The sequence below is a fragment of the Rhizobium sp. CBN3 genome (assembly GCF_030518245.1).
Lineage (GTDB): Bacteria > Pseudomonadota > Alphaproteobacteria > Rhizobiales > Rhizobiaceae > Rhizobium > Rhizobium aethiopicum_A.
On record NZ_JAULSE010000007.1, the window covers coordinates 199,023 to 212,792 of the forward strand.

Sequence of the window (13,770 nt, forward strand, 5' to 3'; positions counted from 1 at the left end):
GTTGAGCCATCTCCGGCGTGTCGAAGAGGCGGTTACGGGAAAGCGTCGGTCGCCAGAGCTTTCCAGAATACTTCCCGCTCCGCCTCTGTGGCGAGATCGATTGTGACGAGGGTGCCATTCATGATCCGCCGCCGCATGATGTCGGCCCGGTCGGGCTGTGTTCGACAGAGGCCCCGATCGTGAAGAGCCTGGAGGCGGGAGCGTGACATCTGCAACTCGCCGGTCAGCAGCCGATCCAGGCGTGTGCTCGTTGGAAACGGAGCCGCCAGTTCGATTTCCAAGCTCGTCCAGCCTGCGGTCTCGTGCCGGGCCTCCTTGGCGATGTCGAATTCGGCGAACTCGTCCACACGCTGTGACTTGCGCCGCAGCGCATCAAGATTGAAGGTTTCCGCCCGAATCCAGTCCGGGTCGTTGGACTGCAGCGCGTCGAGAATCATCGGATCGACGTCTCGAATATTCCGGCGTTCGAAGATCGGGCGGTTCCATGTCCTTTCGCAGATCAGGCATTTGTAGATCAGCCAGGCGTCGAGCTTGCGACCGTTGGCATTGAGCCGGACCTTGCCGCTGGATCGGAAAGCTCTGAGGCCCCCGCATCCGCCGCAGGCAATCCATGGCTGGGGCGCCGTTTTGGGAGTGATGGTCCATCGGACCCGAAGTGTCTTGCACATATCGTCTTGGTCTTCCGTTCGGAAGTCCACCAAGATGGTGCATGAGAAAACCCTTGCGGGCGCGGTATGGCGATGTTGTGGGCGGCTGAAGAGCTGAGACAGCGGAGCTGCACATGGCACATTGTAACAATGCCAAACCGGTCTCTCGCCACCACCCGATGAACATGGTCGCATGCCGCCAGCGCGTCGCTTGCGGCTACACGGGTGAAACTGGGGTGAGACCGGTATTTACTTAGGCAAAGTCTACCTCGGATGCGCCAATGCTCTTCAACCTGATCGATAGCAAATGATCGGCTGATAGGGAGTCCCCAATGCGTCGGCGAGGTGAAAGCCGCAGCATTGCGGCTTTTATGCAACTTCATGACGAAGGCTAAGGGATGACAACCGGATGTAAGCGTTTGTCTTACTTGTCGCGATTGACGCTCATTTCGCCAAAGATGCGGGCAACTTCTTTCTGCAGGTCCGTATCGGCACCGGTGATGGGCGCAAGCTCGGGATCACGGCGCGGCTGTTTGGCCGGCTGCGGTGCGGCCTGGCGCGGGGGGGCCGGCACGATGCGCTCGGCCGTGAGATTGTTCGACATTTCCTCTTCCAGCACCCGTTGGAAATCACGGCGGATCGCCGCTGGCGATTGCGCAGCCGCATCGTCCTCGTCCGTGGCGGCTGCGGCGCGGGGCGCCGGCATATCCGGGGCGGAGACCTCGGGCTCGATGCGCTGCTGCGGCAGCACGCGCCGGCGGGCGGCCTCCAGGATTTCGGCGGCGCTCGCGGTATCGCGGAACGGTGCCGGCTGCGCCCCGGCGGCAGCAGAGGGACGCTCCGGGGCCTGCGGCTGGGGCGGGACAGCGCGTAGGGGTTGGTCGCGTTCGGCCGATAGAGGCGCCGTCGCGGGTTCTGGCGGAAGCGGGCTGGTGGCCACCGGCGGCGGCACGGTGGGCGGGGCCGATGGTTCGGGGCGCGGCCGCGGCTCCGACGCGGGCGCAGCGAAGGAGGGCTCGGCGGCCGGCTCGGCGCGGGGGGTGACCGGCGCACGGGCGGCGGAAACAGGCGGTGTTTCCGGCCGCGGGACTGCAATCGGCCGCTCGGCGGCAGGCTCCGGGCGTGAGAGGCTTTCCGGCTGTTCGGCCGTCTCCGGCAGGATGCGGCTTTCGATGACGATATCGGTGGGGCCACCGATCATGATAAGATGCTCGACATCATCTCGGCGCACCAGCACCAGCCGGCGGCGGGCATCGACGGCTGCCGCGTCCAGCACCTGCAGGCGGGGCTGACGGTTGCGGCCGCCGCGGACGAAGGGCGACGGGGCGCGGCCTCGCATCAGCCAGAGTGCCAGAATGAGCAGGAGGAGCGCCAGGCCGACGCCACCGGCCGCAAGCAGGAAACGGCTGCCATAGGCTGCGACAAGATCATCGAACATAGTCACTCACTCCATTTCACATTCGGCACATATTGACGACTTTTCCGTTCCTTAGGCAAGGGCAGCCGGTCCTGTCCAGCCATGCACGAAGGCGATTTCGTGTTATGCCGAATTGCAGCTGCCGGCTTCGCGCGCGGGCCGCTGCCGCAGGTATCAGGCGCAGATGGCGCTCTTGTCTGTGAATTCAAGCGGTCTTGCCGGCGACCGGTGTTTTTGCCGGCGTGGCAAATTGCTAAGAAGGAAAGAGCGCCTGATTCCCGCTTCTTGTTCGTGCTACGAGGTGGGAGGGGCTTATGCGAGGAATATATGACGAAACCGCGTCAGGTCGACGACTATAACGCACCGCTTGTGGATCGTGGGGGGCGTTCTGGCACGGTTTTGCGGATTCTTCTCCTGGCGCTCGTGCTGATCGCGGCCGCCGGGGCTTTTGTCGTCTTCAAGCGATCGCTCGACAACGAGATGGTGCTCGGCGGTCTCGGCGTTCTCGCCATGGTCGGCATCTTCTTCCTGGTATCTGCCGTTATCGGCTTCATCGAGGTGATGCCGCAGCGCCAGTCCGACAGCCTGGCGCGCGCCTTCCTCAACAGCCACCCCGACGGCACGCTGATCACCGACGAAAAGGGCCGGATTATCTATGCCAACGCCGCCTATGGCGCGCTCACCGGCGCGCGCAAGGCAACCGAAGTGCAGACGCTGGAAACGCTGCTGTCGCGGCACCGCGAATCCAACGAGGCGCTCTACCGGCTGGTCAATGGTCTGCGCGAGGGCAAGGAGGGCCGGGAGGAATTCCGCCTGCTGCGCGCCGTCGGGCCCGGCAGCAACAGCTCGGGCGCGCATTGGTACCGGCTGAAGGTGCGGCTGCTGCAGCCGGAGGATGATGGCGGCAAGCCGCTGCAGATTTGGCAGATCACCGACATCACCGCCGAACGCGACGATCAGGAGCGCTTCTTCAAGGAGCTGCAGAATGCGATCGACTATCTCGATCACGCGCCGGCCGGTTTCTTCTCCGCCGGCAGGAAGGGCGAGATCTTCTACCTGAACGCGACGCTTGCGGAGTGGCTGGGTCTCGACCTGACCAAGTTCCTGCCGGGCTCGATGTCGATCGGCGACCTGGTGGCGGGCGAGGGGCTGGCGCTGATCCAGTCGGTGCAGGCCGAGCCCGGCCTGAAAAAAACCGTGACGCTGGATCTCGATCTGCGCAAGACCAACGGCCAGAGCCTGCCGGTGCAGATCATTCACAGCGTCACCTCGATGCGCGACGGCGCCCCGGGCGAAAGCCGGACGATCGTGCTGGCGCGCGGAAAGAGCAGCGAGAGCGGCCAGTCCGCTTCAGCTGCCGCCATGCGCTTCACCCGCTTCTTCAACAATACCCCGATGGCGATCGCCTCGGTCGACGGCGACGGACGCATCCTGCGCACCAACGCGCCGTTCCTGAAGCTGTTCTCTGGCATCGTCTCGCGCGACGACCTGGAAAAGGCGCCGTATCTGGAAACGATCGTGCAGGAGAGCGATCGGCCGCAACTGGTCGCGGCGCTGACGGCCGCCAAGGACCGGCAGAGCGACATCCCGCCGCTCGACACCCGCACACCGACCGACGAGGCGCGCTATTTCCGCTTCTATGTCAACGCCGTCATCGACCAGAGCGACGAGGCGCCGGAAGAGGCGGCGATCGTCTATGCCGTCGAGGTGACCGAGCAGAAGGCGCTGGAAGCGCAGATGGCGCAGACGCAGAAGATGAACGCTGTCGGAACGCTTGCCGGCGGTATTGCGCATGACTTCAACAACGTCCTGACGGCGATCCTGCTTTCTTCCGATCATCTGCTGCTGCAGGCGCGTCCTTCCGATGCAAGCTTCGCCGATCTGATGGAGATCAAGCGCAACGCCAACCGTGCCGCGGTGCTGGTGCGCCAGTTGCTTGCCTTCTCACGCAAACAGACGATGCGGCCCTCGGTGCTGAACCTCACCGATGTCGTCGGCGACCTGCGCATGCTGGTCGACCGGCTGCTCTCGGGCACCAATGTCAAGCTCGATGTGCAATATGGCCGCGATCTCTGGCCCGTCAAAACCGACCTTTCGCAATTCGAGCAGGTGCTGATCAATCTCTGCGTCAATGCGCGCGACGCCATGCCCGACGGCGGCACGCTGACGCTGCGCACCCGCAATCTGACCGCAGCCGACGTCGCGGCCTTCAACTATTCCTACATGCCGGCCGAGGACATGGTGCTGGTCGAAGTCGCCGATACCGGTACAGGCATCGCGCCCGAGATCATGGACAAGATCTTCGAGCCCTTCTTCACCACCAAGGATGTCGGCAAGGGCACCGGGCTTGGTCTCGCCATGGTCTACGGCATCGTCAAGCAATCGGGCGGCTACATCCAGCCGGAATCCGAAGTCGGCAAAGGCACGACCTTCCGGGTCTTCCTGCCGCGCCACATCCCAGAACCGGCGATTGCCGCGGAGGCGGGTTCGATCGACAACGCCATCAATGAAGTCCCAGCCGCGCCGGCGGTGGCCGCGCAGCAGCCGGAGGACCTGACCGGCTCGGCCGTCGTCCTTCTCGTCGAAGACGAGGAAGCGGTGCGCCGCGGCGGCAAGCGCATGCTGGAAACGCGCGGCTACACCGTGCATGAGGCTGGCTCGGGCGTCGAGGCGCTGAGCATCATGGAGGAGCTCGAGGGCAAGGTCGACATCGTCGTTTCCGACGTGGTGATGCCTGAAATGGACGGCCCGACGCTGCTGCGCGAGTTGCGTAAGAACTATCCCGACCTGAAATTCATCTTCGTTTCCGGCTATGCCGAGGACGCCTTCGCCCGCAATCTGCCGCCGGATGCAAGATTTGGATTTTTGCCGAAACCGTTCTCGCTGAAGCAGCTTGCCGTGGTGGTGAAGGAAACGTTGGATAGCTGATTACGGCTTAATGGTTTGCGGAGAGGCACACTGTGTGGCACCCCCCTCTGCCCTTTCGGGCATCTCCCCCACAGGTGGGGAGATCGGCTGGGCGCGATGGATTCCTCAAACAACTGCCGTATGATTGTTCCGCTACTGTAGCGAGGGAACGATGGGCCGGCCTCTTGCCGATCTCCACCCTAGTGGGGGAGATGTCCGGCAGGACAGAGGGGGGTGCCACACGGCCAACCCTCTCTGAAAATCCTTAAGCCGATAAAAACGAACCCACCAATTACTCACCCAACGCCACGGCAATCTCTGCCGCAAGCCGCGCATTGTTTTCGACCAGCGCGATATTCGTCTTCAGGCTTTGGCCGTCCGTCAGGTCGAAAATGGTCGAGAGCAGATAGGGCGTCACCGCCTTGCCGGTGATTTCGTCGCGTTCGGCGCTATCAAGTGCCCGCTCGATATAGATTTCCATCTCTTCACGTGCGATTTCGTCGGCTTCCGGCACCGGATTGGCGACGAGCATGCCGCCGTCGATACCGAGCTGTTCGCGCACCGTCTGGAAATTGGCGATGGCTGCCGGGCTGTTCAGCGATAGCGGGCTTGATATGCCCGATGAACGCGACCAGAAGGCGGGGAATTCTTCACTCTCATAGGTGACCACAGGCACGCCGCGGGTCTCCAGCACTTCGAGAGTCTTCGGAATGTCGAGGATCGCCTTGGCGCCGGCGCAGACGACGATAACGCCGGTGCGCGCCAGTTCCTCGAGATCGGCTGAAATATCGAAGCTTTCCTCGGCACCGCGATGCACGCCGCCAATGCCGCCTGTGGCAAAGACGCGAATGCCGGCGCGAGCCGCCGCGATCATCGTCGCAGCAACCGTCGTTGCGCCGGTGCGCCGTTCGGCGATCGCGAAGGCGAGATCGGCGCGCGACACCTTCATCACCTCCGTCGCCTTGGCAAGCTGCTCCAGTTGCGCGGCTTCAAGGCCGATATGCAGCGTGCCGTGGATGACCGCGATGGTCGCCGGCACGGCGCCCTGTTCGCGAATGATCGTCTCGACGCTGCGCGCCATTTCGATATTGCCGGGATAGGGCATGCCATGGGTGATGATGGTCGATTCCAGCGCCACCAGCGGCGCGCCGCGCTGCTTGGCGCTGGCGACCTCCTTCGAATAGGCGATCGGCAGAAGAGGGGAGATGGGCTTGGTCATGATCTTGTCCTGTGATCGGCAGAGCATGATACCGAAAAGCGTGGACGGTTTTCGAACGACATCATGCTCAACTCTTTAATTCAGTCGCTTCAATGTAGAATTCTGACCTCGGGAACAAGGGCAAGGGCCTCATTCAAGAGGTCCGGCGTCAGATTTTCGTTGACGGCGTGCCGCGACTGGACGGTGAGCGCTGCCGCCGCCGCGCCGTGGCGAACGGCCTCCTCAAGCGGCAGGCCTGATATCAAGGCGGCGAGCGTGCCGGCGGCAAGGGAATCGCCGGCGCCCGTGACATCGGCGACGGTATCGGCGATTGGCGGCTGCAGCGCCACGGCGCGGTCTTGGCAAATCGCAACGAGCTCGCGCCGGCCGCGGGTGACGACGGCGTTTCTGATGCCGATCTCGTTCAGGAGCGGCGGCCAACCGCCCGAATCCTCGGGCTGCACGCCGGTAACGGCAGCGGCTTCGGCCTCGTTCAGGAACAGATAGTCGATATCCCCAATGCAGGGTTTCAGCCGGACCACCTTGGCCGGCGAGATGGCGATGGCCGCGACGGGTTTGGCCAGGGAGTTCGCCTTGGCGACGATCGCCGCGATCGTCTCTTCCGGCAGATTGGCGTCGACGAGAATGAAATCATGGGCGGCGAAGGCCTCGCGCACCCAGCGGATGGACAGGCGCCGCGGCACGAAGAACCGATAGAGATCCATGTCGGCAAGAGCGATCACGAGGTCGCCGTTCTTCTCGATGATCGCCGTATAGCTCGGTGTCTTGCGGTCGAGGAAGACGAAGGGGCGGTCGTCAATGCCGGCGAAATCGGCTGCTTCTCCGACCATTTCGCCGAAGGGATCGCCGCCGCGCGGCGAGATCATCGTCACGTGAAAACCCAGTCTTGCAAGGTTGCGCGCCGCATTGAAACCGCCGCCGCCCGGCTCCTCGAACCAGGTGCCGGGATTGCTGGCGCCTGGCGCCGTTTCGCCGGAGATGCGGCCACGCCTGTCGATATGGGCACCGCCGAGAACGAGAATCTTTTTCATCAACTTACCCGGGATCATAAAGTGCGAAGGGCGAATCGATGCTCATTGCCCGGCCGCGGCAAAGCTTGCGCAGAGGGTCTAAGCCGTTGCTTTGCATCGATAAAACAAATGTAGAACACGGACCGTTTTACCTTTTTCTTTCAAATGTTTGTGCGCCTATTGCGGGAATGGAACAAATAGGGTACAAACTCGACATTGCTTGAGCGGCTTCAATAACCTAAAGGTGGATCGGATGTCTCAGAATACATTGCGGCTGGTAGAGGACAAATCGGTGGACAAAAGCAAGGCGCTTGAAGCGGCACTCTCACAAATAGAGCGGTCGTTCGGCAAGGGCTCGATCATGAAACTCGGCTCCAACGAGAACGTCGTCGAGATCGAGACGGTTTCGACGGGCTCGCTTGGTCTCGATATCGCGCTCGGAATTGGCGGCTTGCCGAAGGGCCGCATCGTTGAAATCTATGGGCCGGAAAGCTCGGGCAAAACAACGCTTGCGCTGCAGACCATTGCGGAATCGCAGAAGAAGGGCGGCATCTGCGCCTTCGTCGATGCCGAACACGCGCTCGATCCAGTCTATGCCCGTAAGCTTGGCGTCGATCTGCAGAATCTGCTGATCTCGCAGCCAGATACCGGAGAGCAGGCGCTCGAAATCACCGACACGCTGGTGCGCTCCGGCGCCGTCGACGTTCTCGTCGTCGACTCGGTCGCCGCGCTGACGCCGCGCGCCGAAATCGAAGGCGAGATGGGCGACAGCCTGCCGGGCATGCAAGCCCGCCTGATGAGCCAGGCGCTGCGCAAGCTGACCGCTTCGATCTCCAAGTCGAACTGCATGGTGATCTTCATCAACCAGATCCGCATGAAGATCGGCGTCATGTTCGGTTCGCCTGAGACAACGACGGGCGGCAATGCGCTGAAATTCTATGCCTCCGTGCGCCTCGACATTCGCCGCATCGGCTCGGTCAAGGAGCGCGAAGAAGTGGTCGGCAACCAGACCCGCGTCAAAGTCGTCAAGAACAAGATGGCGCCTCCCTTCAAGCAGGTCGAGTTCGACATCATGTATGGCGAAGGCGTGTCGAAGACGGGCGAACTCGTCGATCTCGGCGTCAAGGCCGGTATCGTCGAGAAGTCGGGCGCCTGGTTCTCCTATAACAGCCAGCGTCTCGGCCAGGGCCGCGAAAACGCCAAAACTTTCCTACGCGACAATCCGGATCTCTCTCGGGAGATCGAGCTGGCGCTGCGCCAGAATGCCGGCCTGATCGCGGATCGTTTCCTTCAGAATGGCGGTCCGGATGCCGATGACGGCGATGCTGCCGCGGAAATGTAATTTTCGCGCTTGAACTTGATCTGATATCTCAGCCGGCTGCATTCCCTCATCAGAATGCGGCCGGTTTTGTTTGTCGGCTGGACAGTGGCGGAGGCGAACGTTAAAAGCCGATGGATTTGTATTTACCGGCCTCGGGCCGCATTGAAGGGCATAGAATGAGCGGCGTGAACGATATCCGGTCGACCTTCCTCGACTATTTCAAGAAGAACGGCCACGAGATCGTTCCGTCCAGTCCGCTCGTGCCGCGCAACGACCCGACGCTGATGTTCACCAATGCCGGCATGGTACAGTTCAAGAACGTCTTCACCGGCCTTGAGAAACGTCCTTATGCGACGGCGACAACCTCGCAGAAGTGCGTGCGCGCCGGCGGCAAGCACAACGACCTCGACAATGTCGGCTATACCGCGCGTCACCTGACCTTCTTCGAAATGCTCGGCAATTTCTCCTTCGGCGATTATTTCAAGGAGAATGCGATCGAGCTTGCCTGGAAGCTCGTGACTGAAGGCTTCGATCTGCCGAAGCATCGCCTGCTTGTGACCGTCTATTCCGAAGACGAGGAAGCAGCGGCGCTGTGGAAGAAGATCGCCGGTTTCTCCGACGACAAGATCATCCGCATCCCGACCTCCGACAACTTCTGGCAGATGGGCGATACCGGACCCTGCGGCCCCTGTTCGGAAATTTTCATCGACCAGGGCGAGAACGTCTGGGGCGGCCCTCCCGGTTCGCCCGAGGAAGACGGCGACCGGTTCCTGGAATTCTGGAACCTGGTTTTCATGCAGTTCGAGCAGACCGAGCCGGGGGTTCGCAATCCGCTGCCGCGTCCGTCGATCGACACCGGCATGGGTCTGGAACGTATGGCCTGTATCCTCCAGGGCGTTCAGAGCGTCTTCGATACCGATCTTTTCCGCACGCTGACCGGCACCATCGAGGATATGATAGGAGTCAAGGCGGAAGGCAGCGCCAGCCACCGCGTCATCGCCGACCATCTGCGCTCCTCGGCCTTCCTGATTGCCGATGGCGTGCTGCCGTCGAATGAGGGCCGCGGCTATGTGCTGCGCCGTATCATGCGTCGCGCCATGCGGCATGCCCAGCTTCTCGGCGCCAAGGAGCCGCTGATGTACAAGCTGCTGCCGACGCTGGTGCAGGAGATGGGCCGCGCCTATCCGGAACTCGTGCGGGCCGAGGCGCTGATCTCGGAGACGCTGAAGCTCGAAGAAGGCCGCTTCCGCAAGACGCTGGAGCGTGGCCTGTCGCTGCTGTCGGATGCGACCGCGGATCTCGACAAGGGCGACATGCTGGATGGCGAGACCGCCTTCAAGCTTTACGACACCTACGGCTTCCCGCTCGACCTGACGCAAGACGCCCTGCGCGCTCGCGAGATCGGCGTCGACATCTCCGGCTTCACCGATGCCATGGAGCGCCAGAAGGCCGAAGCCCGCTCGCACTGGGCCGGCTCCGGCGAGAAGGCCACCGAAACCGTCTGGTTCGAGCTTAGGGAAAAGCACGGCGCAACCGAGTTCCTCGGTTACGACACAGAGAGTGCTGAAGGCGTGGTGCAGGCGATCGTCAAAGACAGCGCCGTTGCCGATGAAGCCAAGGCCGGCGACAAGGTCCAGATCGTCGTCAATCAGACGCCGTTCTATGGAGAATCCGGTGGTCAAATGGGCGATACCGGCGTCATCTCCTCTGATCACGGCAAGATCGAAATATCGGACACACAGAAGAAGGGCGAGGGTCTCTTCGTGCATTCCGGCACCGTTGTCGAAGGTTCGTTCAAGACCGGCGATGCTGTGGTTCTGACTGTCGACCATGCCCGCCGTTCCCGCCTGCGCGCCAACCATTCGGCAACCCACCTGCTGCACGAGGCACTGCGCGAAGTGCTCGGAACGCATGTCGCGCAGAAGGGCTCGCTGGTTGCGCCCGAGCGTCTGCGTTTCGACGTTTCGCACCCCAAGCCGATGTCGGCCGAGGAGTTGAAGGTCGTCGAGGACATGGCAAACGAGATCGTTCTGCAGAATGCGCCCGTCACGACCCGCCTGATGAGCGTTGATGACGCGATCGCCGAAGGCGCAATGGCGCTCTTCGGCGAGAAATACGGCGATGAGGTGCGCGTCGTTTCGATGGGCACGGGTCTGCACGGCGCGAAGACCGACAAGCCTTACTCGGTCGAACTCTGCGGCGGCACGCATGTGTCGGCCACCGGCCAGATCGGGCTCGTCCGTATCCTCGGCGAAAGTGCAGTCGGCGCCGGCGTCCGTCGTATCGAAGCCGTGACTGGTGAAACGGCGCGTGAATATCTTGCCGAGCAGGACGAGCGCGTAAAGACGCTCGCGGCGTCGCTCAAGGTGCAGCCGTCGGAAGTCCTGTCGCGCGTCGAGGCGCTTATCGACGAGCGCCGCAAGCTCGAGAAGGAATTGGCCGACGCCAAGCGCAAGCTCGCCATGGGCGGCGGGCAGGGCGGCTCGGCTGATGCCGTGCGCGAAGTTGCCGGTGTCAAGTTCCTCGGTAAGGCGATCTCGGGCGTCGACCCGAAAGATTTGAAGAGCCTCGCCGACGATGGCAAGACCAGCATCGGCTCCGGCGTCGTGACGCTGGTCGGCGTTTCCGAAGACGGCAAGGCGAGCGCGGTCGTCGCGGTGACGCCGGATCTGGTGCAGCGTTTCAGCGCCGTCGATCTGGTGCGGGTTGCTTCTGCCGCGCTCGGCGGCAAGGGCGGCGGCGGCCGTCCCGACATGGCCCAGGCCGGCGGTCCGGATGGTACCAAGGCCGAAGAAGCCATTGAGGCTGTTGCAGGGGCACTTGCCGGGTGAACTGACCTGGGGCTTCCGCCTTAGTTTGCTGATAGGCTTGTTCTTCATTCGGCGTTCCCCAGCCTCCGTCACGGGTGCTCGTCACAGGAATCCAGTGCGCCCAAGTCCTTGGGCGCGAAGGCACTTTTCTTTAGGTGCTGATTCATTCACGGCGCGGACGCGCCGTGGCTGGATTCCTGTGACGAGCACAGGAATGAGGGAGGAGGGCGGCGTAGCTGACAATCGCGAGGCTTTCTCTGCCGCTTAGCAGGTCGATTGCGTAGCGTCGGCGCTCCGGATCCAGTAACTCCGCAAGATTTGTCAAATCGATATATGGTTGTCTGCGGTCGATCGATTTGCAGAGGGCTTCGACATGAACGGCGAGACTGCATGGACGCTTTACGAGACCCGTCTTCGACGGGTTTCGGCCTATATTCACGACCACCTCGACGAGGAACTGGATATGGAGCGCCTTGCCGAGATCGCCTGCCTGTCGAGCTATCACTGGCACAGGATCTATCGGGCGATCTATGGCGAGACGCTGGCGGCCACCGTAAAGCGGCTCAGGCTGCATCGCGCCGCGGGCGAGATTGTCCGTACGGAGCTTGCCGTCAGCGAGATTGCGAAGCGATCCGGCTTTCCCAACCTCCAATCCTTCAACCGCATCTTCAAATCGGTCTATGGCATGCCGCCGGCGCGCTACCGGAAAGAGGGAAGCCATACAGCGTTCCTACCCTCACCTAACGGAAAGACCAAAGCCATGTTTGACGTTACCCTGCGGCAGATCGAGCCGATCGAGCTGATCGGCGTCGCCCACACCGGTTCCTACATGCAGATCGGCAAAGCCTTCGAAACATTGTTCGGCACGCTTTACGCCCGCGGCCTTGCCAAGCCGGATATGCGGATGATCGGCGTCTATCTCGACGATCCCGACATCGTGCCTGCCGAAAAACTGCGCTCCATCGCCTGCGTCACCAGCACCCCAGGAGTTCCCACCGAGGCGCCGTTCGAGCGACGTACGATCGAGGGTGGCAACTATGCCGTCCTGCGCCATAAGGGTCCTTATGCGGACATGTATAAGGCCTATCAGTGGCTTTATTCCGAATGGCTGCCGAACTCGGGACGACAGTTGAAGGACAGTGTCATGTTCGAGGAATATCTCAACAATCCGCGCGATTTGCCGCCGACAGAACTGATGACGGATATTCACATGCCGCTTGCCTGACGGCTGGATCCCGGCGCGGCGTTCCGGACGTCGCGCCGGATTGACAGTCAGGCAGCCTGCATCGTCTTGCCGGCCTCGTCGTCCAATGCGTTCGCGCGTTTGTAGGCCTCGCGCTCGCTGATGCGGCCGAAATAGTCGATGAAGGCCTGGCGCTTCTCGATGCTGCCGAAACCGAGACCCCAGCCGATATGCGCACCGACATAGACGTCGGCGGCGGTAAAGCGCTCGCCGGTGACGTAGGTCGATTGGGAGACCGCCATCTCAAGTGTATTCATGACGTCGCCGAAACCGCCGCAACCGGCCATGCGTAGGCGTTCCGCAGGGATTTCGAAGCCGAGCGCCTTCATCGTCACCGCCGATTCCAGGGGGCCGGCAGCAAAGAACATCCAGCGGTAATAGCGGGCGCGTTCCTCCGGCCTCGGCGCCAGGCCCTTTTCCGGGAAAGTTTCTGCCAGATAGGCGCAGATCGCTGCACATTCGGTGACGACGGTGTCGCCGTGGCGGATTGCCGGCACTTTGCCCATCGGATTGACCCGAAGATATTCCGGCGCCTTCATGGTTTCGCCGAAAGTCAGCAGCTCGGTACGATAGGGCTGGCCGATCTCCTCCAGCATCCAACGCGCGATGCGGCCGCGCGACATCGGGTTCGTATAGAATACCAGCTCTTCGCTCATGACGTCCTCCTCCTGACGCTGTTGTGCGGAATCAATAGCGCGGCGAAGTCTTTGTGCAAGCCCGGAGCTAGAGCGCTTTGCGGTACTGGATGAAACCCGAGCGCTCGGCGATCCTGTCGTAGAGGCGCCGCGCGGTCGCATTGCTTTCATGAGTCATCCAGTAAAGCCTGCCGGCACCCGTTGAGCGGGCAAGCTCGGCGACGGCTTCGATCAGCGCGGCTCCGGTGCCGAGCCCGCGTTGACTGTTTTCGACATAGAGATCCTGCAGATAGCAGGTCCATTGCGGCAGCCAGCAGGACCGATGGAAGATGGTGTGCGCGATGCCAACGAGGCGGCCGTCTTTGTCGAAGGCCCCGAGCGCATGCATGGGTTCGTCGGGATCATGGAAACGAGCCCAGGTAAGATCCGTTGTCTCGGCGGGGATGACCACTTCGTAGAACCGCTGGTAGGCTGCCCATAAGGGTTCCCAGGCTGCACGGTCTGAAGGTTCGAGCGGGCGCACGGTCACCGTCATTTTCAATTCTCCCAAAACGAAAAACG

The 13,770-nt window shown here is 62.2% G+C and carries 10 protein-coding genes; 4 read left to right on the plus strand and 6 right to left on the minus strand.

Features of this window, described 5'->3' with window-relative positions; translation table 11 throughout:
- Positions 1-32: 32 nt before the first annotated feature.
- Positions 33-668 (minus strand): DUF1062 domain-containing protein, encoded by a 636-nt coding sequence (locus QWJ46_RS13530; protein ID WP_302751579.1) that lies wholly within the window; start codon positions 666-668, stop codon positions 33-35.
- A gap of 403 nt (positions 669-1,071) precedes the next feature.
- Positions 1,072-2,085, minus strand: a complete 1,014-nt coding sequence (locus QWJ46_RS13535; protein WP_302751581.1) for a flagellar biosynthetic protein FliO — start codon at positions 2,083-2,085, stop codon at positions 1,072-1,074.
- Positions 2,086-2,391: 306 nt separating this feature from the next.
- Here QWJ46_RS13535 and cckA point away from each other — a divergent pair, with 306 nt between their 5' ends.
- Positions 2,392-4,992 carry a cell cycle histidine kinase CckA gene (gene cckA / locus QWJ46_RS13540; protein WP_302751582.1) on the plus strand — a complete coding sequence of 867 codons (2,601 nt, stop codon included), beginning with the start codon at positions 2,392-2,394 and terminating at the stop codon, positions 4,990-4,992.
- Between the two features lie 271 nt (positions 4,993-5,263).
- On the opposite strand, the gene QWJ46_RS13545 is transcribed toward cckA, so the two are convergent.
- Both QWJ46_RS13545 and QWJ46_RS13550 read right to left on the minus strand, forming a co-directional pair.
- Positions 5,264-6,190: a pseudouridine-5'-phosphate glycosidase gene (locus QWJ46_RS13545; RefSeq protein WP_302751584.1), complete on the minus strand. Its 927-nt coding sequence runs from the start codon at positions 6,188-6,190 to the stop codon at positions 5,264-5,266.
- Between the two features lie 89 nt (positions 6,191-6,279).
- The gene (locus QWJ46_RS13550) at positions 6,280-7,224 is read right to left on the minus strand and encodes a carbohydrate kinase family protein (protein WP_302751586.1); all 945 of its coding nucleotides are present in this window, start codon (positions 7,222-7,224) and stop codon (positions 6,280-6,282) included.
- 229 nt (positions 7,225-7,453) lie between these two features.
- On the opposite strand from QWJ46_RS13550, the gene recA reads away from it, so the two are divergent.
- From recA to QWJ46_RS13565, 3 genes are all read left to right on the plus strand, one after another.
- The gene (gene recA / locus QWJ46_RS13555) at positions 7,454-8,542 is read left to right on the plus strand and encodes a recombinase RecA (RefSeq protein WP_184459524.1); all 1,089 of its coding nucleotides are present in this window, start codon (positions 7,454-7,456) and stop codon (positions 8,540-8,542) included.
- A 155-nt stretch (positions 8,543-8,697) separates the two neighbouring features.
- Positions 8,698-11,352, plus strand: a complete 2,655-nt coding sequence (gene alaS, locus QWJ46_RS13560) for an alanine--tRNA ligase (protein WP_302751587.1) — start codon at positions 8,698-8,700, stop codon at positions 11,350-11,352.
- Between the two features lie 352 nt (positions 11,353-11,704).
- On the plus strand, positions 11,705-12,556 hold the full coding sequence (locus tag QWJ46_RS13565) for a GyrI-like domain-containing protein (RefSeq protein WP_302751588.1): 852 nt from the start codon (positions 11,705-11,707) through the stop codon (positions 12,554-12,556).
- Between the two features lie 47 nt (positions 12,557-12,603).
- On the opposite strand, the gene QWJ46_RS13570 is transcribed toward QWJ46_RS13565, so the two are convergent.
- Positions 12,604-13,230 carry a glutathione S-transferase family protein gene (locus QWJ46_RS13570; RefSeq protein ID WP_285193801.1) on the minus strand — a complete coding sequence of 209 codons (627 nt, stop codon included), beginning with the start codon at positions 13,228-13,230 and terminating at the stop codon, positions 12,604-12,606.
- A gap of 67 nt (positions 13,231-13,297) precedes the next feature.
- On the minus strand, positions 13,298-13,744 hold the full coding sequence (locus tag QWJ46_RS13575; protein WP_302751589.1) for a GNAT family N-acetyltransferase: 447 nt from the start codon (positions 13,742-13,744) through the stop codon (positions 13,298-13,300).
- Between the last annotated feature and the right edge of the window lie 26 nt (positions 13,745-13,770).